Source organism: Nocardia sp. NPDC057663, from assembly GCF_042799895.1.
In the GTDB taxonomy this organism is placed as follows: Bacteria; Actinomycetota; Actinomycetes; order Mycobacteriales; family Mycobacteriaceae; genus Nocardia.
The window spans coordinates 114,335-136,576 of the sequence record NZ_JBHVHX010000009.1 but is presented as its reverse complement, the minus strand read 5'-3'; the positions used below and the strand labels follow the sequence as shown (position 1 = coordinate 136,576).

At 69.7% G+C, this 22,242-nt stretch carries 18 protein-coding genes; 3 read left to right on the top strand and 15 right to left on the bottom strand.

The genetic code is table 11. The annotated features are described in order from the left end of the window. Nucleotides 1-158 precede the first annotated feature (158 nt). The 3 genes from ACFVAV_RS20735 to ACFVAV_RS20725 form a co-directional block, all read right to left on the bottom strand. Nucleotides 159-932 carry a 2-phosphosulfolactate phosphatase gene (locus ACFVAV_RS20735; RefSeq protein ID WP_379036620.1) on the bottom strand — a complete coding sequence of 258 codons (774 nt, stop codon included), beginning with the start codon at nucleotides 930-932 and terminating at the stop codon, nucleotides 159-161. Nucleotides 933-1,162: 230 nt separating this feature from the next. Further along, on the bottom strand, nucleotides 1,163-2,137 hold the full coding sequence (locus ACFVAV_RS20730) for a hypothetical protein (RefSeq protein WP_379036619.1): 975 nt from the start codon (nucleotides 2,135-2,137) through the stop codon (nucleotides 1,163-1,165). Nucleotides 2,138-2,176: 39 nt separating this feature from the next. Next, nucleotides 2,177-2,902: a glyoxalase gene (locus ACFVAV_RS20725; RefSeq protein ID WP_379036618.1), complete on the bottom strand. Its 726-nt coding sequence runs from the start codon at nucleotides 2,900-2,902 to the stop codon at nucleotides 2,177-2,179. A 98-nt stretch (nucleotides 2,903-3,000) separates the two neighbouring features. Here ACFVAV_RS20725 and ACFVAV_RS20720 point away from each other — a divergent pair, with 98 nt between their 5' ends. Next, entirely contained in the window at nucleotides 3,001-3,381 is a 381-nt protein-coding gene (locus ACFVAV_RS20720; RefSeq protein ID WP_379036617.1) for a PPOX class F420-dependent oxidoreductase, read from the top strand. 82 nt (nucleotides 3,382-3,463) lie between these two features. Continuing rightward, nucleotides 3,464-4,753 carry an acetyl-CoA C-acyltransferase gene (locus ACFVAV_RS20715; RefSeq protein ID WP_379036616.1) on the top strand — a complete coding sequence of 430 codons (1,290 nt, stop codon included), beginning with the start codon at nucleotides 3,464-3,466 and terminating at the stop codon, nucleotides 4,751-4,753. A gap of 90 nt (nucleotides 4,754-4,843) precedes the next feature. Here the strand turns inward: ACFVAV_RS20715 and ACFVAV_RS20710 are convergent, their stop codons facing one another. The 6 genes from ACFVAV_RS20710 to ACFVAV_RS20685 all read right to left on the bottom strand — a co-directional run bounded on the left by ACFVAV_RS20710 (nucleotide 4,844) and on the right by ACFVAV_RS20685 (nucleotide 12,374). After that, nucleotides 4,844-5,227: a hypothetical protein gene (locus ACFVAV_RS20710; protein WP_379036615.1), complete on the bottom strand. Its 384-nt coding sequence runs from the start codon at nucleotides 5,225-5,227 to the stop codon at nucleotides 4,844-4,846. A 132-nt stretch (nucleotides 5,228-5,359) separates the two neighbouring features. Beyond that, the gene (locus tag ACFVAV_RS20705; protein ID WP_379036614.1) at nucleotides 5,360-6,547 is read right to left on the bottom strand and encodes a cytochrome P450; all 1,188 of its coding nucleotides are present in this window, start codon (nucleotides 6,545-6,547) and stop codon (nucleotides 5,360-5,362) included. A 78-nt stretch (nucleotides 6,548-6,625) separates the two neighbouring features. Beyond that, the gene (locus ACFVAV_RS20700) at nucleotides 6,626-7,837 is read right to left on the bottom strand and encodes a cytochrome P450 (protein ID WP_379036612.1); all 1,212 of its coding nucleotides are present in this window, start codon (nucleotides 7,835-7,837) and stop codon (nucleotides 6,626-6,628) included. Continuing rightward, the gene (locus ACFVAV_RS20695; RefSeq protein WP_379036611.1) at nucleotides 7,834-10,899 is read right to left on the bottom strand and encodes an amino acid adenylation domain-containing protein; all 3,066 of its coding nucleotides are present in this window, start codon (nucleotides 10,897-10,899) and stop codon (nucleotides 7,834-7,836) included. The genes ACFVAV_RS20700 and ACFVAV_RS20695 overlap by 4 nt, the downstream gene beginning before the upstream one ends. A gap of 54 nt (nucleotides 10,900-10,953) precedes the next feature. Continuing rightward, entirely contained in the window at nucleotides 10,954-11,448 is a 495-nt protein-coding gene (locus ACFVAV_RS20690; RefSeq protein ID WP_379036610.1) for a pyridoxamine 5'-phosphate oxidase family protein, read from the bottom strand. Between the two features lie 236 nt (nucleotides 11,449-11,684). Then, nucleotides 11,685-12,374 (bottom strand): TioE family transcriptional regulator, encoded by a 690-nt coding sequence (locus ACFVAV_RS20685; protein WP_379036609.1) that lies wholly within the window; start codon nucleotides 12,372-12,374, stop codon nucleotides 11,685-11,687. A 90-nt stretch (nucleotides 12,375-12,464) separates the two neighbouring features. Here ACFVAV_RS20685 and ACFVAV_RS20680 point away from each other — a divergent pair, with 90 nt between their 5' ends. Next, nucleotides 12,465-13,601: an erythromycin esterase family protein gene (locus ACFVAV_RS20680; protein ID WP_379036607.1), complete on the top strand. Its 1,137-nt coding sequence runs from the start codon at nucleotides 12,465-12,467 to the stop codon at nucleotides 13,599-13,601. Between the two features lie 57 nt (nucleotides 13,602-13,658). Here ACFVAV_RS20680 and ACFVAV_RS20675 read toward each other — a convergent pair whose 3' ends face one another. The 6 genes from ACFVAV_RS20675 to ACFVAV_RS20650 form a co-directional block, all read right to left on the bottom strand. After that, nucleotides 13,659-16,883 (bottom strand): AAA family ATPase, encoded by a 3,225-nt coding sequence (locus ACFVAV_RS20675; RefSeq protein ID WP_379036606.1) that lies wholly within the window; start codon nucleotides 16,881-16,883, stop codon nucleotides 13,659-13,661. Next, nucleotides 16,880-17,488 (bottom strand): hypothetical protein, encoded by a 609-nt coding sequence (locus ACFVAV_RS20670; protein WP_379036605.1) that lies wholly within the window; start codon nucleotides 17,486-17,488, stop codon nucleotides 16,880-16,882. The genes ACFVAV_RS20675 and ACFVAV_RS20670 overlap by 4 nt, the downstream gene beginning before the upstream one ends. Nucleotides 17,489-17,510: 22 nt before the next feature. Further along, on the bottom strand, nucleotides 17,511-18,635 hold the full coding sequence (locus ACFVAV_RS20665; RefSeq protein ID WP_379036604.1) for a hypothetical protein: 1,125 nt from the start codon (nucleotides 18,633-18,635) through the stop codon (nucleotides 17,511-17,513). A 6-nt stretch (nucleotides 18,636-18,641) separates the two neighbouring features. After that, nucleotides 18,642-19,154, bottom strand: coding sequence for a DUF4365 domain-containing protein (locus tag ACFVAV_RS20660; RefSeq protein WP_379036603.1), 513 nt, complete (start codon nucleotides 19,152-19,154; stop codon nucleotides 18,642-18,644). A gap of 133 nt (nucleotides 19,155-19,287) precedes the next feature. After that, nucleotides 19,288-20,667 carry a metallopeptidase TldD-related protein gene (locus tag ACFVAV_RS20655; protein ID WP_379036740.1) on the bottom strand — a complete coding sequence of 460 codons (1,380 nt, stop codon included), beginning with the start codon at nucleotides 20,665-20,667 and terminating at the stop codon, nucleotides 19,288-19,290. Between the two features lie 11 nt (nucleotides 20,668-20,678). Then, nucleotides 20,679-22,208 carry a TldD/PmbA family protein gene (locus ACFVAV_RS20650; RefSeq protein WP_379036602.1) on the bottom strand — a complete coding sequence of 510 codons (1,530 nt, stop codon included), beginning with the start codon at nucleotides 22,206-22,208 and terminating at the stop codon, nucleotides 20,679-20,681. Between the last annotated feature and the right edge of the window lie 34 nt (nucleotides 22,209-22,242).

Genomic DNA, 22,242 nt, shown 5'->3' with positions numbered 1-22,242 from the left:
CTGTCCCCCCCCCCCGGGGTGTTTGGTGGGGGCTGCGCGTGCGTCCCCCGCCCGCGCCGCGCCCCTCGCTCGGGCCGCGGGCGGGGGGGCCCCCCCCCCCCCCCCCCCACGCCGCTGGCGTCCTGGCCGACGCGAATGTTGGTGTTCCGCAGCGTCGGTCAGGACGGTCGCTGGGCGGTGAATACCCCGTCGACGAGGATCGGAACGGTTCGATCGGCGTCGAGGTCCGTCGCGAGGGCGACATCCTCGGCGAAGCCGATGGCGGCGAGCTCACGGCCGGACGCGCAGGTGGCGATCAGGGCGGGAACGTCCGCGATGGATGTGAAAGTGGTTGCCGCGGAACGCGCTTCGGGTGATGGATCCGTGGCTCCGCGGTCGAGGAGAGCGGCGGCGAGTGCGCCCGCACCGAGCCAGTCCTCCACCGCGGGCCGGACAACCTCGGTACCCGGCCATTGCTCGCCCGCCGGGACGATCGCGATCGGATGGGTGGATGTGCCCCAATTCCGGGCGATCAGCCAATCCGCGACGGCGCGGTAGTTACGCAGGCACGCCGCGACCACGGTCGCGTCGGAAACACCGGCCGCGATGGCGGAACCGTTGGGGGAGGGGAGAACCAAGCGTTCGGTGAACGGTGCGCGGCGGATCGCGGCGGGCGACAGGGACCACGGCTGCGCGGTACCGACCTGACGCCTCCCGACGGCAAGTGCCGCATCGTGACGGTCGGCGAACTCCCGCGCCGACTCGTCCCGCCACCGATACGGAAACACCGCAGTGCCCGCACCGACCGCCACCGACACCGAGGTGGTGAAAGACAGGACGTCGACCACCACCACACAAACAGCCCCCACCCCGATCGCGGCCGCCCCCGTCCGCCCCCACTCCACCCTGATCCCGAACCCCCGCTGCTGCGACCACTCCGGTGCCGATTGCACGCCGACTCCCTCCTTCGATGGGCGAATCCGCTAGTCCATCACGACCATCCCCGCCGTTCCAGCGTTGAGATCTTCCCGAGCACAACGCCGACCGGTGCTACTACCGTTGCCGCCGTGGCTGATTCGTCAGCAAGGCCACTCTCCACGGGGTGGTCACTGCTCGACCGGGCACGACATCGCGGATGCGGACTTCGCCGCCGTCGATGCGTGCCTGGCGATGACCGCTTCCGTCAGCGCGGGAGTGGTGGGGTCAGGTCGATGTTCGCGGGTGGGCGGAGGCGGCGCAGGGTGCCGTCGATGCTGGTGACGAAGAGGGCCCAGCGGTGGCCGTCGGGAGCGATGCGGGCGGAGGTGGGGCCGATCGGGGGGCGCTCCGGGAGGAGGCCGCGCGGTGTGGTCCAGCCGTTGGCGATGGTGCACCAGTGGCCGGTGGTGGTGTCGACCTGGTAGACGCTGCCGGAGTAGTCGCCGGCGACGAAGGCCAGGCCGGCGGCGGTGGCGTCGAGGTCGTCGAGTCCGGGGAGCAGGCCGTCGGGAATGGTGGCCACCGTGGTGGGAGTGTGCGGTGCGTCGAGGGGGACGCGCAGGATCTGGGAGGCGGCCACGTCTTCGGTGAAGACCGCTTGCCGGTCGGGGGCGAGGGCGAGGCCGTTGGGGCGGGGGACCGGGGACCAGGCGAGGGTGAATTCGCCGGTGGCGGGGCGGTAGCGGCTGATGCCGACCGGCGGCCACGGGATCGACAGCTGGGAGATGAGCAGGTCGCCGTCGGGGAGCAGGAGCAGGCCGTTGGGCTGGACCAGGTCGGGCAGCAATACGGTGACTTCGCCGGTCGGGAGGTGGAGCCGGCGGAGGGTGCCGCCGCCCTGGGGGGTGGTGCCGTCGCCGGTGATGAAATAGAGGATGTCGCCGGACAATCGGAGCCCGGCGGGGGCGTCCAGGCCGGTGAGGATCGTGGTGACCGTGCCGTCGCCGTCGACGTGCAGGAGTTCGCCGTCGACGATGCCGGTGACATAGAAGCCGCCCGCGCCGTCGTACTCGAGGTTCTCCACACCGCCGAGATCGGCGGCAATGATGTCGGCCTGCCAGCCCTCGGCGCACCCCGCCTCGGCCTGCGCCGGGGCGATCGGGCCGAGGCCGGTCAGCGCGACAGCGGCGAGAGCGGTTGCGAGACAGCGGATCACCCGCGGGCCGGAGCGTCGGTGCATGGCCGAAGCCTAACCGCCGCCCGGCTCCGCGGTGCGCACTCAGCCGGGTGTGGTGGCGGTCAGCCAGGTCGCGAGCAACTCGGACGCGGCGGCATCGGCGGACAGCGCGGCGTGCTCGTCCGGGGTGAGCTCGACGGCCTCGAGTTCGGCCTTCCAATGCGCGAGCCGATCGGAATCCGCTGTCGCGACCGCTAATTCGGCAAGCGCGGCGTAGGCGCGGGCCCGGTCGACGGATGTCGCGGTGGCGCCGAAACGACGCAGGCCCGCTTCCACGGCGCGGGTCGCGGCGCGGTCGTCGTTCTTGAAATCGCGCAGGATGCGGGCATTGTCGAGCACCCGCGCCAGACCGTCGAGCTCACGCGAGCCGCCGTATTCGAGCTCCATGGGCTCGTCGCGCTGAATCACGAGCAGGGTGTTGCCGACCGGATCGACCAGGGAGAACCGGGACTGGCCGGGCCGGTACCGGGTGATCCGCGGAAAGCCTTTGACGGGGACCTTCCCGTAGTGCGCGCGCAATGCCGCCGTGCACTCGGCGTGGCGGGCGGCGACGTCGTCGACGAACAGCAGCGCACCCACATGCTCGGTGGGCAGTTCGATCCCGGGCGGTGCGGGCGCGAAGTGCAGCGCGCACCCGTGCCCTTCCACCGCGCCGTAGACATAGGGCCGGGTCTGCTCGTAGGTGACGGTGTAGCCGAGCGCACGGTAGAAGTCGAGGGTGCTCGGCAGGTCGCCGATCCACAGCGTCGGCACGGCGGTGTCAGTCATCGGTAGCCCTTCCGGAAAATGAGTGAGTCGTCCGGCTCCGAGGTTAGGAAGACTTTCGCGGGAGCGCCCATAACTCGTTCGGCCGCTAGGCTGCGAGCATGACGAACCGCCTCGGCGAACTGCAGACCGCGAACTTCGTGCTGCTCACCACCTTCCGCAAAGACGGCTCACCGGTGGGCACACCGGTGTGGGCCGTCGCCCACGACGACAAGCTGTTCGTCTGGACGGTCACCGACAGCTGGAAGGTCAAGCGGATCCGCCGCAATCCCGAGGTGACGGTGCAACCCTGTGACGCGCGCGGCAAGGCACACGGTGCCACTGCCGGTGGTACCGCGCGACTGCTCGACGCCACCGAGACCGAGCAGGTGCGCTCCTGGCTGCGCCGCAAGTACTGGCTGACCGCGCCGCTGCTCATCCTCGGCAGCAACCTGCGCCGCGGCAAGGCGGGCACCATCGGCATCGAGATCACGCCGGCCTGACCTACCGGGTTACCTCGAACCAGTATCCAGTACCGACGGTATCGGATACCGTGGGCTCAGCGGAACTTCCGAAGGGACTCACATGGCCGAGAAACGCACCCGCGCCGTTGTCGTCGCGGGCGCGCGCACCCCGTTCGTGCGCGCGTTCACCGACTTCACCCGCCTCGACAGCATCGCCCTCGCCGGTGCGGCGGTCCGGGGTCTGCTCGAGCGCACCGGTATCGCGCCCGGTGAGATCCAGTCCATCGTCTGGGGTGGCGTCATCCTGCCGAGCCATGCCCCGAACATCGCGCGGGAGGTGGCGCTCGACCTGAACCTGGACTTCGGGTGCGAGGGCTACACGGTGACCCGGGCGTGCGCGTCGGGCCTGCAGGCGGTCACCTCGGCGGCGGCGGCGATCGAACGCGGCGAGTACGACATCATGATCGCCGGTGGCAGCGATTCCACCAGCAATGCCGAGATCAAACTCCCGCAGAAGGTCGTGCACGCGGTGGCTCCGGTGGCGCTGGGCACACCGAAGCCGAAGGACTACCTCGACGTGGTCCGCCAGCTCGCGCCGTTCACCGACATCCTGCCGCGCCAGCCGAAGATCTCCGAACGCACCACCGGCGAGGTGATGGGCGAGTCGGCGGAGAAGATGGCCAGGATCAACGGCATCACCCGCGCCGACCAGGACGAATTCGCCGCCCGCTCGCACCATCGTGCCGCGGCGGCCATCGCCTCGGGCCGTTTCGACGACGAGGTCGTGCCGGTGACGACGCCGTCGGGCCTGCGGATCGACACCGACGGGCTGGTCCGCGCGAATACCAGCGTCGACAAGCTCGCCACCCTGAATCCGGTGTTCGACAAGGGCGGCACGGTCACCGCGGGCAATGCCAGCCCGCTCACCGACGGCGCCGCCGCGGTGCTGCTCATGAGCGAGGAGAAGGCGCGCGCCCTCGGGTTCACCCCGCTGGCGGCGTTGCGTTCGTGGAGCTTCGTCAGCGTCGACCCGGCCGACCAGGTCCTCATCGGTCCCGCGATCTCGATGCCGCGTGCCCTCGACAAGGCGGGTCTGACGCTGGCCGATATCGACCTCGTCGACATCCACGAGGCGTTCGCGGCGCAGACGCTGTCGGTGCTGCGGATGCTGGAGAGCCCGGAATGGGCCAAGACCCGGCTCGACCGGGACGAGGCCGTCGGCTCCGTCGACATCGACAAGCTGAACGTGCACGGTGGGTCGATCTCGCTGGGCCACCCCTTCGGCGCGACCGGCGCTCGCATGGTGACGACCATGGCCAACGAGCTGGCGCGGACCGGGAAAGAGACCGCGCTGCTGGGCATCTGCGCCGCGGGCGGGATCGGCGCCTCGGCGGTACTCGAGCGCGTGTGAGCGTGCCGGAGGGCTGTTGACGGCGAGGAAACGGGTAGGTCCGGCCACCGTGCTCCGGTGGCCGGACCTACCTGCGCGAAATCGAGACGGCTAGAGACAGTCACCCGCCGTGAGTTCGGCTTCTGCTACCGCGGTGAGTTCGATGGTCTCGCCGAAACCCTCGTGCAATTCCGCGAGTGTTTCACCACTCGCATCGGCAGCCAGGGCGCAACCGATGAGATCCTCGGTTACTTCGACGGCTGCCGGGGCGGAGGCGGGGGCCGCGGGGGCAACCGGGACCGCGGGGGCAACCGGGGCCGCGGGGGCAACCGGCGCCGCGGGAGCAGCCGGGGCGGCGGGAGCAGCCGGGGCAGCGGGGGCAATCGGGGCAGCGGGGGCAATAGGGGCGGCGGGGGCGGCTTGTGCCATTCCCGCGCCGAAAACCGATACGGCGGCAAAAGCGACAGCGAATGCACTGGTCTTGATGAATCGCATTTGTGCTCCTCAAATTTGTAGTCGTGTACTACATCTCGGAGACCTGCGTACTTGCAGCAAGTACTTTAAACACGATGCCGAATTCGGTCAACTCCCCTGGATGAATTAATTTTTGGAAGTAGGCCGAAATATTCACCAATCGACCAGGATTTCGGCGGGCATGATCGCCATCCGGTGCGGATGCCAGGGCACCTCCGCCATCGGCACCGCCGGCCGAATGCCGGGCAGACGGTCGAGCAGGACCCGGAATGCGGTGTCGGACTGGCGGCGGACCAGATGCGCACCGGGACAGTGGTGCCGACCGTAACCGAAGCGCAGATGCGGGTTGGGCGTGCGGGTCGGGTCGAAGATGCCGGGATCGGCGAACGCGGTCGGGTCGACGTTGACCGCGTCCAGCGACAGCAGCACCAGGTCGCCTTCGGCGACAGTCACCGAACCCAGCTCCGCGTCCCGGGTGACGTAGCGCGGGATCGCATTGCCCAGGACGACGCTGCACCGCAGCAACTCCTCCACGCACTGCGGCATCGTCTCCGGTCGGGCACGCACCGCGCCGATCGCCTCGGGCCGCTGGAGCAGGTTGAGCGCCGCGACCCCCAGGAAGCTCGCGAAATCCTCGTAGCCGCTGACGAACAGGACCGCGACGATGTTCGACAACTGCTGATCCGTCAGCCCGTGCTGCCGGGCGTTGAGATCGGCGAGGCGGTCCGCCAGGCCGCGCGGCTCGCCGGGGCGGCGGGCGGCCATGTGCTCCTGCATGTAGGTGCGGATCCCGGCCCAGTTGCGGGCGAGCTCCTCCTCGGAATACGTCACCATCGTCAGGTCGATATCGGCTCGTTCGGCGAGCCACCTGTGGTCCGCGAAGGGCAGGCCGAGGAGCCGGCACAGGCACTGCGCGGCAACCCATTCCGCGAAGTGCTGTTGCAGATCGCCCGCCGGGCCCTCCCGGACCATGGCGTCGAGGCCCGCCGCGGTGATCCCGGCGACCCAGTCGGCGGGTAGATCGGGCTGGTTGCGGCCGAGCGCTCGGAGCACCTCGTCGCGCAGCCCGGCCCGGTGGAGGTGGTTCATCGCGTCCAGCAGCTCGGGTGCCAGGATCGGGGCGTCCTGCGCCGGACTGTCGGCCTCGGCCAGCACGGAGCGGGCGAACGCCCGGTCCCGCAGCACGTGCTTGGTCAGCTCGTAGCTGGTGACCAGCCACGCCTCGCCACCGGAGTTGGTGCCGACCCTGGCCACGGGGCACCGGCGCTGCAAGTCGGTGAGTTCGGGGGCGAGACGGTCGCCTTTGGTGCTGAACGGATAGCGGGAATCGACGCTTCCCACAGGACTTCCTCGGTCGGGTTCGGTCACGGGGTGCAGGCCTCTCTTCTGTCGAAGTCGTAGACGGTTCGTTCGCGCCGTTCACCAGCGCACAGGCAGCTGTGCCGGGGCGCGCAGCGGGGTCGACTCGTCCCAGGGAATCGAATCGACCGGCACCGCGAGCTCGATGCCGGGCAGCCGCTCCAGCAGCACCTGGATCGCGGTGGCGAGCTGCAGCCGCGTCAGGTGCCCGCCGGTGCAGGCGTGCGGGCCGTGCCCGAACGCGACGTGTGCGTTGGGCGACCGGGTCAGGTCGAGGCGGTCCGGCTCGGCGAACGCCCGGGGATCGCGGTTGGCCGACGCCGGCACCGGGACGACCGCGTCACCGGCGCGAATGTGCCGGCCGTGCAGCGTGAAGTCCTCCTTCGCGACGAGGATGTTGATCGCGTTCATCAGCGGCACGTACCGCAGCAACTCCTCCACCGCCGTGCCGATCCCGGACGGTTCCGCGCGCAGTCGGCGCAGCGCGTCGGGGTGGGTGAGCAGGGCGAGCAGGGCGTTGCCGGTGTGCTGCATGGTGGTCTTGTAGCCGGCCATGAGCATCGTGACGACGAAGCTGACGACGTCGTCGCGGGTCAGATCGCTGTCCGGGGAACGGCTTCGGGCGAGCAGCAGGCGGACGTAGTCCTCGCCCGGCCCCTCCTGCTCCTTGCGGGAGATGAGCGCGGTCGCGTAATCCTGGAGCGCGTACAGGGCCGCCAGCACCTCCGCCATCGGTACCCCCGACGCGCCGAGGAGGGTGAGGGTGTGCGGCAGATAGATGTCGCGGTCCTCGTGCGGCAACCCGGTGGTCTCGCACAGCACCCGCAGCGGCAGCGGCTCGACGTAGGAGGCGACGAGATCCGCCGTACCGTCCACCGCCCCCGCCACCATCGTGTCGATCAGTTCCATGGCCATCGCCCGGATCCGCGGCTCCATGAACTCCAGCCGCCGTCGGCCGAACAGCGGCAGGACCGCGCGCCGCACCCGCTCGTGGTGTTCGCCGGTCATTTCCAGAAACGTCGGCAGGCACGGTGGCGGCGCGGTTTCCCCGTCGCGCGCCGGCCAGGCGGACAGCAGCGGCCGCTCGAGCCGGGGATCGGCGAACGCGGCACGCACATCGGCGTACCGGCTGAGCAGCCAGCCTGTCTCGCCGTTGGGCAATCGCGTTCGGACGACGGGTTTTTCGATGCGCAGCCGGGCGTAGGCGCACGGCGGTCCGGCGGTGCCGGGCTCGACGGCCGGGACTGCGTCGAGGGCGTCGACGTCGCTCATCGGCTGGTCACCGAATACTCGGCGGCGGGGCGGGCAAGGTAGCCGGAGGTGAGCAGGTATTCCAGGTAGCGGTCCAGCAGGGCGGAATCGACCGGCGGACAGTGCAGTCCGCTGCCGGACAGCGCCGCCTCGGTGTTGACCCGCCCCAGCACCGGGAACGTGTCCTCGAGGTACATCTCCTTGACGGTCATGTCGGCGGTGCGGCTGCGGTCGACGCACAGGGACACGAAAGGGGCTGTGGCGCTTGTCGGGCACTCGGCGACATGGCGCACCAGTGCGTCGACCCACTGCGCATACGGCAGCGTCCGCAGCATGAAGCCGGCGGCACGCATCCGGGCCAGAACGTGCGACAGCATGGCCGGGCGCGGGTTGGTGAGATGGTGGACGCGGCCCTCGGCCGGCCGGTGGGTGGCGATGTAGACGACGGACTCGGCGAGGTGGTCCACCGGCATGAAGTCCATGGGCAGCTCGATGTCGGGGGCGAGCCCGGTCTCGGCGATGGTCTTGAACAGCGAGCAGATAGCTGTGTCGGTGTTGCACACACCGTGCGTCCGGTCACCCATCACCTCGTACGGCCGGTACACCGCAACCGGCAGACCTCGCTCCGCCGCCTGTCGCAGTACGCCCTCGGCGACCCACTTGCTCTCCGCGTACCCCATGGTGAGCCCGTCCGCGTGCGCCAGCGGGAGATCCTCGGCGACCTGGCGGACCCCGGCCGCGCCGAACCCGGCCACAACGGCGACCGTCGAGATGAAGTGCACCGGCACCCGCCGCGGTGCCGCGATCCGGACTATCTCCCTGGTACCGCCTACGTTCGCTGCGCGCAACTGCTCGTACGGATAGAGGAAGTTGACGTGAGCGCCGTTGTGCACCACCAGATCCAGGGTGCGTGCCAGCCCGTCGGCGTGCGCCTCCGACAGGCCGAGCCTGGGTTCGGTCAGGTCGCCGGGGAAGCATTCCACCCGGCGCCACGCGGCCTCGTCCGGACGCAGCCCATAGCGGGCGAGCGCGGTGCGCACCCGCTGCTCGGCGCGTGGCCGGTCGGCCGCCCGCACCGGACAATGGACGCGCGCCGTCGTCGAACGCAGCAGCCGGTCCAGCAGGAAGGCGCCGACGAACCCCGAGGCGCCCGTGAGCAGCACCTCCCGCGGGGCGTGCGGGCGCGGGGCGGGGCGCTGGGCCGGCGGGAGGTCGAAGCCGAGCTCGGTCTCTTTCTCGAAGTCGACGAGCTGCTCCGTCGCGGCCATGGCGCCCCCGCGCGCTTCGTCCACCGCAGCCGCGAAGCCCGCCAGGGTGGGTGCGGCCAGCAGCGCCCTGATCAGGCCGGAGCCACAGGCGGCGTCGAGGTTCAGGATGGCGAGGGTGCGGGTGACCGTCTCGGAGGCGAGCAGGGAGTCGCCGCCGAGGAGGAAGAAGTCGTCGCGCGGCGCGGGGCGCACGCGCAGCACCTGGTGCCACACCTTGGTGAGGACGCCGAGCAGGCCATCGACCGCAGCCTGCTCCGCCGTCTCCGCGCCGGCGGCGGCCCGCAGCCTTGTGCGATCCACCTTGCCGCCGCTGGTTACCGGGAGTTGGTCCAGGGGCACCAGCACCGGGACGGCCTGCGGCGGCAGCCACTGCGCGCAGTACGCGCGCAGCTCCGGCAGCGGCAGTGGGCGACCCGGCCTTGCGGCAGTGACGTAGGCGGTCAGCGCACCGTCCTCGGCCTCGGCTACGGCCTCGCCGACCGCCGGGTGCGCCCGCAACCGGACCTCCACCTCGTCGAGTTCGATGCGCGCGCCGCGTAGCTTCACCTGGCGATCCAGCCGCCCACGGAACTCCAGGAGACCCCCGGTCCACACCGCCCGGTCGCCGGTCCGGTACAGCAGTCCGCCCGGTTCCACCGCGGGCAGCCGCACGAACCGCTCGGCGGTCAGTTGCGGGTCGCCGAGGTAGCCCAGGGCCAGCCCGTCCCCGCCGACGTAGAGCTCGCCCTCTTCGCCCGGTGCCGCGACCGAGCCGTCGGGCCGCACGACGTGGCAGGTGGATGCGCCGAAGGGAAGTCCGAGGGGGACGTGCGTGGCGTCCGCGGGCAGCGGATCCAGTACGTGGGCGGTGGAGACCACCGAATTCTCGGTCGGACCATAGAAGTTGACCACGGTGGTGTCCGGGCAGGCCGCCAGTACGGCATTCGCCAGGAGCGGGTCCATCGCCTCCCCGCCTGCCGAGACGAAACGCAGCCCGGCCAGCGTCTCCGGGCGAGTGCGGGCGACGAGATGGAAGACGCTCGTCGTCAGGTACGCGACCGTCACGTCCTGCGCGCGGAACAACTCCGCCAGGGCGGTGGGCGAGAGCAGCTCCTCCCGGTCCGCGATGACCAGGCACGCGCCGGTGAGCAGCGCGCCCCAGATCTCGATCGTCGAGGCGTCGGAGGACAGGCCGTAGGCGTGCAGGACCCGGTCGCCCGGTCCGGGCGACGGCAGCCGGTGATCGGACAGGACGAGCCGGACCACACCCCGGTGCGGTATGGCCACCGGCTTGGGGCGACCGGTTGTGCCGGAGGTGAACACGACGTAGGCGCAGTCGGCGGCGGAGGCGTGCCGCGGCTGCGGGGCGGGGATCTCCCCGCCCGTCGTGTCGCCGGTGAGTCCGATGCTCACGCGCAGGCCACGCATCCGGCGAGTGCTGCCGGGGAGGATGACGGCGGCCCGCAGCCCGGCGTCCTCGGCCATGGCCCGCAACCGGGCCGACGGCAGGTCCTCGTCGAGCGGTACGTACGCGCAGCCCGCCTCGAGGATGCCGAGCAGCGCAACCAGCGCGTCCAGCGAGCGGCTCCCGCACACGCCCACCAGCTCGCCCGGCTCGACGCCCCGGGCGCGCAACCGTGCCGCCAGGGTCTTGGCCTGGGCGGCGAGCTGCCCGTAGGTCAGGCTGCGCTCTCCGTGCCGGGCCGCCGGCGCGTCCGGCCGGGCGGCGGCTTGCGCCTCGAACAACTCCGGTATGCGTGCGTCGCGGGGATAGACCGGAACGGCCGGCGCCCTGGATGCGGTGCGCGGGTAGGACGAACCGTCGATGTAGGTCACCAAGTCCTTCTCCGTTCGTACGGCTTCGGTTGCTCGGTGCGTGCGGTGTGCGGTTCAGCCGGTACGGGCGTCGTGACCCGCATCGGCGCCGACTTCCGCGAATCCGGCCGCGAAGGCGGCGAAGTCGGCGGTGCGCCAGCGCTGGGGGCGCATGCGGACGGCGATGTCGTGCTCGAGCTGGTACGCGGTCGCCGCCAGATAGGCGCGCGCCTCGTCGGGGTCCAGATAGCGCTCGGCCAGTGTCGCCCGCACCGCGGGATCGATCGGGTCCTCGACGGCGGTGACCGGCCCCTCGACGCTGACATACCGGTACGGCCGCCGCTCGTCCTGCACACACAGGCTGAATCGCCTGGCAGCACGCAGCAACTGGGCCTTGATCGTCTCCCGCCCCGTCTCGACGACGATCTCACCTCCGGGCTCGTAGCCGTACCAGACCGGTACGACGAGTGGGCCACGGTCGCCACCTCTGGGATCTGTGACACTCAGAACGCCGACGCGGGGGGCGGCGAGGAATCGTTCACGGTCGTCACGGGACATAGCGAGCTGCATGCGGCGACGCTCCTGTGGTGAGGTGTTCCCGGGGGCATCATGTGCAATTCCGACACCGAAAACGCAGAATTCCCGACTCCGCGGCAAATAATGAATCAACGGCTCATCGAACCGGTCAGGATGGTCACATTGTCGAAACAACTGAATTCGCTTCATGTGGCGACGATTACAGTACCAGCGTGGCTCGTCCGCATCCAATATGTTCCGGCCAACCGGGCAAATCCGGGAAACCCGATTCAGGAGATAAGTCCTAGGTAGCGGCCGAGGTGGGCGGCCGCGTCGAGCATGGCCAGGCCCCGGGTGGTGAGGCGTTCTCGCCAGTCGTCCAGGGCTCGGCTCACCGCATCGGTGCCACCGGCGTCGCGGATCTGCTCGACGACGAGGGCGATGCGGTGCAGGGGGTAGCCGCCGCGGCGGAGCAGGTGGGCGAGCTCGGCGTCGCGGATGTCGTCGGGGCCGTAGCGGCGGTATCCGGTGGCGGGATCACGTGGGGGCGTGAGTATTCGAGCGGCTTCCCAGGTGCGCAGCGTCGCGGGGGTGACGCGGAGCAGGTGGGCGAGTTCGCCGATGGTTCGGGGTTCGTTCGCGCGGGGTGTGGGGGACTCGGCGGTCAGGTGCGTGATCGCCTTGCCGACCGTGTCGAGGGTGTCGCGATCGCGGAGCAGCTGGTGGTGACCTTCGTCGATGACGGCCAGCGCGTCGTCGAGTTCGCCGTCGTTGACGGCCTGCATGATGCGGCCGCTCGCGGCATGGCCGTAGGCGGGGATCAGGGCGAGGTAGGCACGCAGTGCCGCGGCGTGAACTTCGGTGTAGATCCGGTAGCCGCTCGGAGTGCGCTCGGCGCCGGGGAGGTACCCCGCCTGTTCGTAATTGCGGACCGCTTGCGTCGAGATCCCGTGCTCGCGCGCCAGGTCCGAGGGTCGCATCTCTCCCACGACTTGGAGACTTTACGCCCCTGATTCGCCGCTGACCTAGCAGAAGCCTCAACCGAATGTTCAACGATACGATTGAGGCACATGAGCCAGAACATTCGCGACTTCGTTCCGTCCACGTGTGAGCTCCTCGCGTTCGGTGAGCCGACGCATCAGGAACCCGCCTTCCCCCTTCTCCGCAACGCGCTGTTCGCCCAACTCGTCGAGCACGGCTTCCGTTCCATCGCCCTCGAATCCGATCGGGTCGCCGCCCTCACGGTCGACGACTACGTCCGGTACGGCATCGGCGACATCGACGAGGTGATGCGCACCGGCTTCTCGCATTTCGGTGACCTGGCCGCGAACCGCGAACTGGTCGTCTGGATGCGTGGCTACAACGAGAACAGGCCACCGGCCGAGCAGGTGGCCTTCTACGGCTTCGACGCACCGCTCGACAACACCAGCGCCCCCAGTCCCCGCCGCTATCTCGAATTCGCCCGCGACTACCTGCGACTCGAGACGGATATCGCCGACCTCGCCGGCGACGACGAACGCTGGCATCGCGACGAAGCGATCCTCGACCCGGCGATGTCGCCCGGCGACACCGAGGAAGCGCGGCGACTGCAGGCGCTCGCCGACGACCTGCTCAACACCCTCTATGCCCGCGCACCCGAGTTGATTCCCGCGACCTCCGAGGCCGAATGGCGCAGGGCGGCAGTCCATCTCACCGCCGCCCTCGGTGTGCTGCGCTACCATCGCCAGTCCGCGCGCCGCGTCGACGAGACCACCCGGATCTCCGGCCTGCTCGCCACCCGCGACGTCCTCATGACCGAGAACATCCGCGACATTCGTGACATCGAAGCCCAGCGCGGCCCCACCCTGCTCTACGGACACAACGTGCACCTGCAGCGCAACCTCAGCACCATGGCGATGGCCGGGATGACCCTGCAGTGGTACGGCGCAGGCGCCATCCTCAGCGCGCTGTTCGGCAACCGCTTCACTTTCCTCGCAGGCAGCCTCGGGACCGGCTCGTCCGGTCTTGCCGACAACGAGCCGGCCAAGCCCGGACCTCAGCACCGCACCATAACGTGGGACCTGTTCCCCGCCGCCGGTATGACCGCCACGCCTACCGGCCCGACCTCGGACCCGAGCTATTTCCCCCTCGACCAGGAAACCATCGACGGCGCCGATGCGATCCTGCATATCGCGGAGAGTGGTGCTCTCGTCGCCGGAGAGGTGTGAGCCCTGATCCCGCGTAGACGGGCTCAGCGCGTCTGAACCAGAACCAGGGCGGGCACGTCAGCGACGTGCCCGCCCGAGTACCTCGTCCTCGGTGAGTGCGCTGTTCGGATGGTGGCTCAGGCACATCGGCACCTGGATCTTCCCGAACCCGGTGCCCTCGGTGGCGGCATAGAACCGCCCGGCGGGCAGGCGCGAGATGTCTTCCACGCGGCCACCTTTCGCCCGGGCGAGCTCGGTGGCCGCCTGGATCTGGATCGACGCGTTGAGCAGCCCGATCAGCTGCGTCGCGGCATTGCCGGTGACCAGGTTGTGCAAGGCCTTGGGCGCCTGCGTCGCGTACACCATGCCGAGCCCGTACTTGCGGGCCTGGGTGGCCAGTTTCAGTGTGCTCTCCGACGACGCGGTGGTGCCGCGGGACGGGACGAAGGTCTGCGCCTCGTCGAGGACGAGCAGCCCGCCCAGTGGGCGGTCGCCGGCCGGATTGCGTTTGATCCACGCGAACAGGGCCAGCTGCAGCTGATTGACGAAGGTCTGGCGCTGCGCGTCGGTGGGCAGGCCGATACAGCTGATCACCGACACGCGGGCGCGTTTCCCGTTCGCCGGGGTGAACAGCAGGCTCGGATCGAGATGCTCACCGGCCCCGCCGAACAGGGGGTCGTTGATCATCGCCGCCTTGAGTTCCTCGGCCATGCTCTGGGCCAGTGCCAGGGCGTTCCTGATGGTGCTCACTCCGTCGGGCAGTGTCGCCAGCAGGGTGACGAACTCGCCGAGGTCGCTGCCACCGCCGCGGGCGAAGTGGGTCATCGCCTCCGTCAGCACCGCCCGGCCGGTCGCTTCCTTGCGCGGGGTGAGCCCGGTGCGCGGTACGAGACCGGCGACCGAAGCGTCGATCGAGGTGCGGAATTCGTCCGGATCCTCGCGCACCACGCTGAAGTCGGGGAGTGGGTTCAGGGCGAGTGGGCGCCCTGCTTCGCGGCGCGGGGTCCAGACCACCACATCGGTGCCGTCGAGGTAGCGCTGTGCCCGGTCGCGATCGCCTGCGCTCCAGGTGCCCGGTGGCGACGGCCAGGCGTCGCCGAGGCGGGCCAGGTCGTTGTTGGTGTCGATCAGGATGGACGAGACGCCGTGCAGGGCGGCTTCCTCGACGAGGCGGCGCAGCAGCACCGTCTTTCCCGAACCGGAGCCGGCGAAGACCGCGGTGTGCTTGCGCAAGAGCAGCAAGGGGACCCGGAAGTCCTTGCCGCTGACCGTGTCTCGACCCAGGTACACGGCGGGTCCGTCCGGCGGAGTCTGGTCGTGCGGGAGGTCGGCCCGATCGCCCGATCCGGCCGACTCGCCGCTGTCCGCCGGATCGTGGCGCGCAGGGTCATCGGGGTCTTGATCGCCTGGCGCCAGCTCGCCGGGGCCTGGATCGCCCGGCTCCGGACCCCCTGCACGTGGCATCGGGTCGCCGGGGAGTGGGTTGCTGGTCGGCTCATCGATACCGGTGGCCGGCCCGCCGTCGTCAGGCCCCGGCAACACCCGCGTGAGCAGTGGCGAATTGCTCGCCGGCCGTCGGTGTTCCAGCCACGACAGGAATCCCGGCTGCCCATCGGCGAACATCGATTCCAGCGCGGAGAAGGTGCGCAGATCGTCCTCGGAGATCGGCAACGCCACCCCGTGCGCGGCCTCGAGCTCGGCCAGCTGCGCGACGGTCACCGGACCACGGGAGAACGGAGTGTTGCGCAACACCACCAGGCGTCGCCGGGTACTGCCCGGGGTGATCCCGGCTTCCAGCACGGCAGAGCGCAGCCGGGTTTGCACCGCGCGTGGGTGGGGATGGGCGATCGCGCGGAAACTCCAGTGTTCCTCGTCCTCGGTGGCCTCGTCGATGGTCCGGCGCAGTCGAGCGTGCAGTGCCGACGTGACACCGGACGGGGTGTCGACATTCAGGGTGGCGCCGCCGCCGTTCTGCTCGAGCACATAGCTGCGCAGTGCCGCGTACAGCAGCGGGTACATCAGGGTGTCTTCGCGGTCGGGATCCAGCGGCGCCGCGACATCGGCCTCGGCTCTGGCTTGTGCGAAGCGCTTGTCGAAGACGGCGAGCTCACTCGATGTGGGGGCGACCCGCCGTGCGACCGGATCGGCTGTGGTCGTGACGAACTCGACCATTTCGGTCGCCGTGTCGGCGTCGAGGCACTGGCGCACATGCTCTTCCACTCGCTGCAACAGCCGGCGGGGGGTGAAGCCGGTGACTTCGGTCCGGTCGAATGCGCTCGGCAGTACGGGCCAGGTGGGATAGGGCGGTGCGAAACCGATCTCGCCGTACACCCCACCGAGGTGACGTTCGACGATCGCCGTGGCGACCGCGGCGCCGGGCATGGCGGTCGACAGTTCGAGCACGGTGAACCGGTCGGCGGTCGAGTTCACCGAGCGGGTCGCCAGCAGCTCCCAGGAACGCGGAATGCAGGCCACCACGATGAGGGTGCGAGTGGTTTCCTCCCGCATCCGGACCAGCGCGTCGGCGAGCCGGTTGGCCAGCAGATCCTCGTCGGTGTCGGCGGATTGAGCGATCACGGTGTCGATCTGATCGATCGCCAACACGACCGGACCGGTGAGCGCGAACAGCCGGGTCAGATCTCCGAACTTCAACTGCGGGTCGCGGTGGCCGCGCCCGAATCCCCACGCGTCGACCTCGGCCGGATCGATACCCTCGTCCAGGACCAGGAACGCGTGCCCGATATCCCGCGACCGGCCGCGACCGCGATAGAGCACCAACGCACGCAGTGTGTCTGCGCAGTCGACCGCGACTTGTTCGTCGAGGGCCGCGATCCGCTCGAGGAAGGTGTCGAGATCGGCGCGGCTGACCTCGAGCATGCCGCACAGGCGCATGCGCAACTCCGGCCCGCAACCGGCCCGGTCGGCCAGCGCGCCCAGCATGGGGCGAAGCTGTCCACTTTCGGACCCGAGCAGCCGGTTCACGATGCCGTGGACCGCGCCCGCCCAGAACGACATCCCGTCCACCAGTTTCGGCATGAAGAACCAGCCGTCGCGTTCGTGCACGTGCTGACGCAACCAGCCCAGCATGTGCGTCTTGCCGACGCCCTTCTCGCCGCTGAGCACCAGCCCGGTCGGTGATCCGGTCGGCTGGCGCACGGCGTTGTCGACCGCGCGGGTGATCGCCTGGACAGCCCGTGGATGCAGCCCGTCGACATGATGGTTCAGCGGGCCCCAGATCTCGTCGGGGCTGAGGACGCTGCTGAACTGGATCGAGGCGAGGGCGTGGTGGTGCTCGTCGTTCACTGTGGCACCTCGATCGTGAGGAGATGTCGGGCCGTGCCCGCGAGCACGACAGCGGCATCGGCGTCTTCGGCGGTGAGCGTTTTCTGGTCGGCTTCGGACCGGACGTGCACGCCTTCACGGCGAGCGAGCAGACCCAGCGCCCGGTCGAACTCGTCCGTGGGCACACCGTCGAGCCGGTCGCGCAGGATCGCCAGCCGGACCGGCGTGCCTTTGCCGCGCGACAGTTCGGTATACGCGGCCTCGACCTGACCGGCGACATTCGGGCGGAAGACATCGGCGAGCGTGTGCCCGGACTCGTCGAGGTGGCGGCGCAGGCCCGCGAGGACGGCATAGAGGGCGCCACCCGCGCTGCCCGAGTGTGCGGGGCGTTCCCGCGTGAGTTCCTCGGTGCACCACACTGTTCCGCGATCGGTGAGCTCGTGCACGAAAGCTCTGCCGACCATGGTGCTCGTGACCAGGCCGAGGTCGTTGAGGTGCCGGCGCGGCTTGCCGTCGAGCTTGATTCCCGCGACAGCGTGCAGCTCGGCGTTGGTGAGTTCGCGCGCTTCCGCCATCAGGACGAGCAGGACGTAGCGCTCGATCGCGGTCAATCGGTCGTCGGTCATAGGTGTTCGGTGTCCTTCACATCTACATCTGCGGTGGGTCGAGCACGGTGAATCCCCGTGCCGTCGATGTCATTTCGCGGGTGCGGCCTGCCGTGACGACAACGCCCTCGGCACGCACGCGCAGGCCGTTGCGATGCGCGGACAGCGCGGCCTGATAGTCCTGCGCGTTGTCCAGGTGCACGGTGATCGGCCGCAGGCGCCCGGCCGCTACACCGTCGACATGTAGGAGACCGCGCACCTTGATCACCCAGCGGTCGCCGTGTTCGTCGTCGGACAGGCCGATCACCGGGCCTTCGACGATGCCGACGGCGTCTCTCGGTGCGGCTGCCGCGACCGCACCGAGAAGTTCCTCCGGAAGGGGAGCGCCAACCAGTTCGTAGCTCTCGGCGGTCTCGATCCCGGCCCGGATGCGGTGCCCTGTGCCCGGCGGAAACGACACCGATTCGTCGTTCCGCGGTGCGAATCGCGACCAGCGGAATCCCAGCTCGAACGCTGAACCCTCGGCCCCGCCGGCCAAATCCGCCAGTGCGATACCTGTTCTTTCGTCGAGGTCACGCCCGAGCAGCCTGGCGAACGCTCGTTCATCGTCGCAGGCGTGGACGGCGTGCGCCGCGGCGGTCGAGCTGTGCAGGATCCGCAAGGCGGTGCGCCGCCCGATCGAATCGCCGTCGTCGACCGGAAGCGCGACGTCGAATCCGAACGACTCTGTGCACGGCACCAGGCGGGTCCGGCGCAGCAGCGACCGTATCTGCGCCGGACCCGAATCCGGGGCACGTCCCGGGGATCCGGTTGCCACGTCGCGCGCACAGTAGGTCACGAGATCCCGCAACGCGGTGACCGCGCGAGCCCCGTCGGACAGGACCACCGTCCCGTCGGTATCCGCCGGTCGATAGGTGACGGTGTCGGCAGCCGGGGAGGTGATGTCACGCCAGATGGTGCGGGGGGACAGGCCTTCGGCCTCGGCGACGCAGCGGATCAGTTCGCGTAGCCGGATCGGGGCGTCGGTCAGGGTGTCGTCAGCGGGGACCAGCACATCGAATTCGCCGCGGGTCCAGACGTCGGCGGCTCGCCATCGACCGGTGACCACCCAGTCGTGGGCACGCAGATAGGCGACCACGTCATCGATGCGGGGTGTGGACGTCGTCATCGGGCGCTACCGGGTGCTGAGCACGGCGGTATCGAGGACGAGTGCGTGCAGGCTCTCGACCGTCAGGATGTTGCTCACCGGGACCTTCACCCTGATGTGCCGGCGCCGATCGGTGTCCGGCACGACCGGATGGTCGTGCAGCGACAGGTAATACCCGATGTGGCGCAGCAGCAAGCCCGCGGTGCTGAGGTCGGTGTACTCGCGGTCGCTCCCGGGCACATGGACGATCAGCAGGTAGCGGGGCACCTGGAAGCCGGTGCCCGCGAGCTTGTTGTACTGCGTGCGGTCGAGGCCGTCGAAGTTGAGGAATCCGTGCCTGATCTCGGGCTTGGAGACGGTCTTGACCTGCACTTCGATCCGCGGCGAGAAACCCGCCGGTGTCCGGCCAGGCAGCTTGAGGCACAGGTCGACACCGTCGAGGTCGACATCGTCCTGCGACCACATCAAACCGGCAGCCGACGCGAGAACCCGGATGTAGTCGGTGCCGAACTTTCCCTGATGATTTCGCGCGTCCAACACCTGCCCCCTCGCCGCGATGACGACGACACTTTAGCCGTCACGCGACCGCGCCCGAGGGTTTTCCGCCTGTCTCGCGCGCGCGGAAATCGGCCGGGTTATGTTGACCGGCAGGCGTTGTGGACGACCGCTCGAATCAGGTCGCCTGGCTCACCGAGGACATGTGGAAATCGGGGATGCGCAACGGCGGCATGGCGGTGCGGGTGAACCAGTCTTTCCACTCGCGGGGGAGGGTGATCTCGGTGGCGCCTGCCTCGGCGACGCGGCGCAGGAGGTCGAGGGGACTCTCGTTGAAGCGGAAGTTGTTGACCGCGGCGGTGACCCGGCCGTCCTCGACCAGGTAGACGCCGTCGCGGGTGAGCCCGGTCAGCAGGAGGGTGGCCGGGTCGACCTCGCGGATGTACCAGAGGCAGGTCAGCAGGAGGCCGCGTTCGGTGCGGGCGATCATGTCGTCCAGCGATGCGTCGGTGCCGCCGGTGAGGAGCAGGTTCTCGCCGGGAAGGGTGGCGGGAGCGGCGAATTCGGCGGCGGTGGCGCGCGGATAGACCAGGGACTCGATCACACCGGAGCCGATCCAGTCGACGCGCCGAGCGGACAGGCCGTTGTCGAAGACCGACAGCGACTCCGACGACGACGGGGTCGCCACGAAGGGCCGGTATTCCAGGCCGCTCGCGTTCGGGTCGGAGTAGAGCGTGAGCGGAATGTCGCTGAGCCGCTCACCGATCCGGGTGCCACCCGCGCGGGAGAACGCGGTGTGGCCTTCGTGCGCGCCGCGGCCCTCCATGGTCCAGGCCAGGTAGATCATCAGGTCGGCGACGGCAGACGGCGGCAGCAGCGTCTCGTAGCGGCCCGCGGGCAGATCGACGCGGGTGGCCGACCAGTCCAGTCGCCGGGACAGCTCGGCGAGCAGACCGGGGGTGTCGATATCGGTGAAATCGGCGGTGCCGACACCCACCCAGGCACTCGCGAGATCGCTGCCCTCGCCGCGCTTCCCGTTGATCTCCACCGATCCCGTGGGCTGGCTGTACCGGCGGCGGATGCCGGTGGACGTGCCCAGCCAGGTCGTGTGCAGCTGGTGGTGGGCGAAACCGTAGAGGCGGTCGGTGCCGTCGAAACCGGTCGACAGGTCACGGGCCAGACCGGCGAACACGTCGATCTCGGTGGCGCCGGGCGCGTGATCCCAGGTGGCGGTGTCGTCGTCGGTGGGCTCGAGCAGCGGCATCGCGTCGCGGGCCGGGGTCGCCGTGCGGGCGGCCTCCTCGCTCGCGCGCACCACGGCCTCGATGTCGGCCGGGTCGACGCTGGTGGAGCTGATGCTGCCGACGCGCGCGGAGTTCGGGCCGTCGCGGAACACCGAGATCACCGCCCAGTCCCGCGACACCGAGGAACCGTTGGTGGTCATCGAGTTACCGGCCCACCGCAGCGACGCCTCGTGCGCGTCGGTGACGATGACGATCGCCTCGTCGGCCTTCGACGCCGCCAGCGCCCGCTCGACCACCGCGCCCGCAGGAAACACACCCGCCTCGTTCACTGCCCGCCCTCCGTCCGGGTGTTGAGAATATTGACCCCGCGCACCAGCACCGACGGGCAGCCGTGGCTCACCGCCGCCACCTGACCGGGCTGGGCTTTACCGCAGTTGAACGCGCCGCCGAGCTGCCAGGTGCTCGGCCCGCCGAGCGCTTCCATCGCACCCCAGAAGTCGGTGGTCGTCGCCTGATAGGCGACATCGCGCAGCTGACCGGCCAGCTCCCCGTTGCGGATACGGAAGAACCGCTGTCCGGTGAACTGGAAGTTGTAGCGCTGCATATCGATCGACCACGACTTGTCGCCGACGATGTAGATGCCGTCCTCGACCCGCGAGATCAGCTCGGCGGTCGTGGTGTCACGCTCCGGATCCGGTTGCAGCGACACATTCGCCATCCGCTGGATCGGCACGTGGTGCGGGGAATCGGCATACGAGCAGCCGTTGGACCGGTCGAGTCCGAGCCGCGGGGCGAACACGCGGTCGAGCTGGTAGCCGACCAGGACGCCGTCGCGCACCAGATCCCACTGCTGGCCTGCCACACCCTCGTCGTCGTAGCCGACGGTGGCCAGGCCGTTGACCTGGGTGCGGTCACCGGTGACATGCATGATCGGCGTGCCGTAGCGCAGCGTGCCCAGCTTGTCGGGGGTGGCGAACGAGGTGCCGGCGTAGGCCGATTCGTAGCCGATCGCACGGTCGTATTCGGTGGCGTGACCGATGGATTCGTGAATGGTCAGCCACAGGTTGGTCGGGTCGATCACCAGATCGGCCGGACCGGCGACGACGCTGGGCGCCTTCACCTTCTCGGCCAGCCAGGTGGGGATCTGCGCGAGTTCGCCTGCCCAATCCCAGGTTCCGTCGGCGCCGGTGACGTATTCCCAGCCACGGCCGGCGGGTGCGGCGAGGGTGCGCATGGTCTCGAACACGCCCAGCGCGGAGTCGACGGTGATCGCCTCGAATTGCGGATGCAATCGCACCCGCTGCTGGGTGATCGACGACCCCGCCGTGTCGGCGTAGAAGACCTGCTCCTTGACCTGCAGGACCGACGCGGTGACGTGGTCGACACCGTCGGCCGCCGAGAGCCGTTCCGAATAGTCCTGCAGCAGCGCCACTTTGTCGGTGGTCGGCACCGTGAACGGGTCGAGGTCGTAGGCCGATACCCACGACACATCTTCGTAGCGCGGCTCGTCGGCGAGCTCCACCCGTTCCCGGTTGAGCGAGCGCAAGGCTGTCGCGACGGTGACCGCGCGCCGCGCCACCTCAGCGGCGGTATCGGGGGTGAGCGCGGCGTGGGAGGCGAAACCCCAGGTGCCGTCGACGATCACGCGCACGGCCAGACCCAGTTCGGTCGAGTCGGTGACGGCCTCCACGCGCCCGTCGCGCAGGCGGATCGACTGCGTCACCAACCGCTGCACCCGCAGATCGGCATGGTCGGCGCCCGCCGCGCGGGCCGCCGACAGCGCGGCCTCGGCCAGCGCGCGCAACCCGAGCGCCAGGAACTCCTCGTCCACTTCTCTGGAAGTCGCGGTAGTCACCCGGCCTACGCTAGCCGGTGCCACCGACACGCGG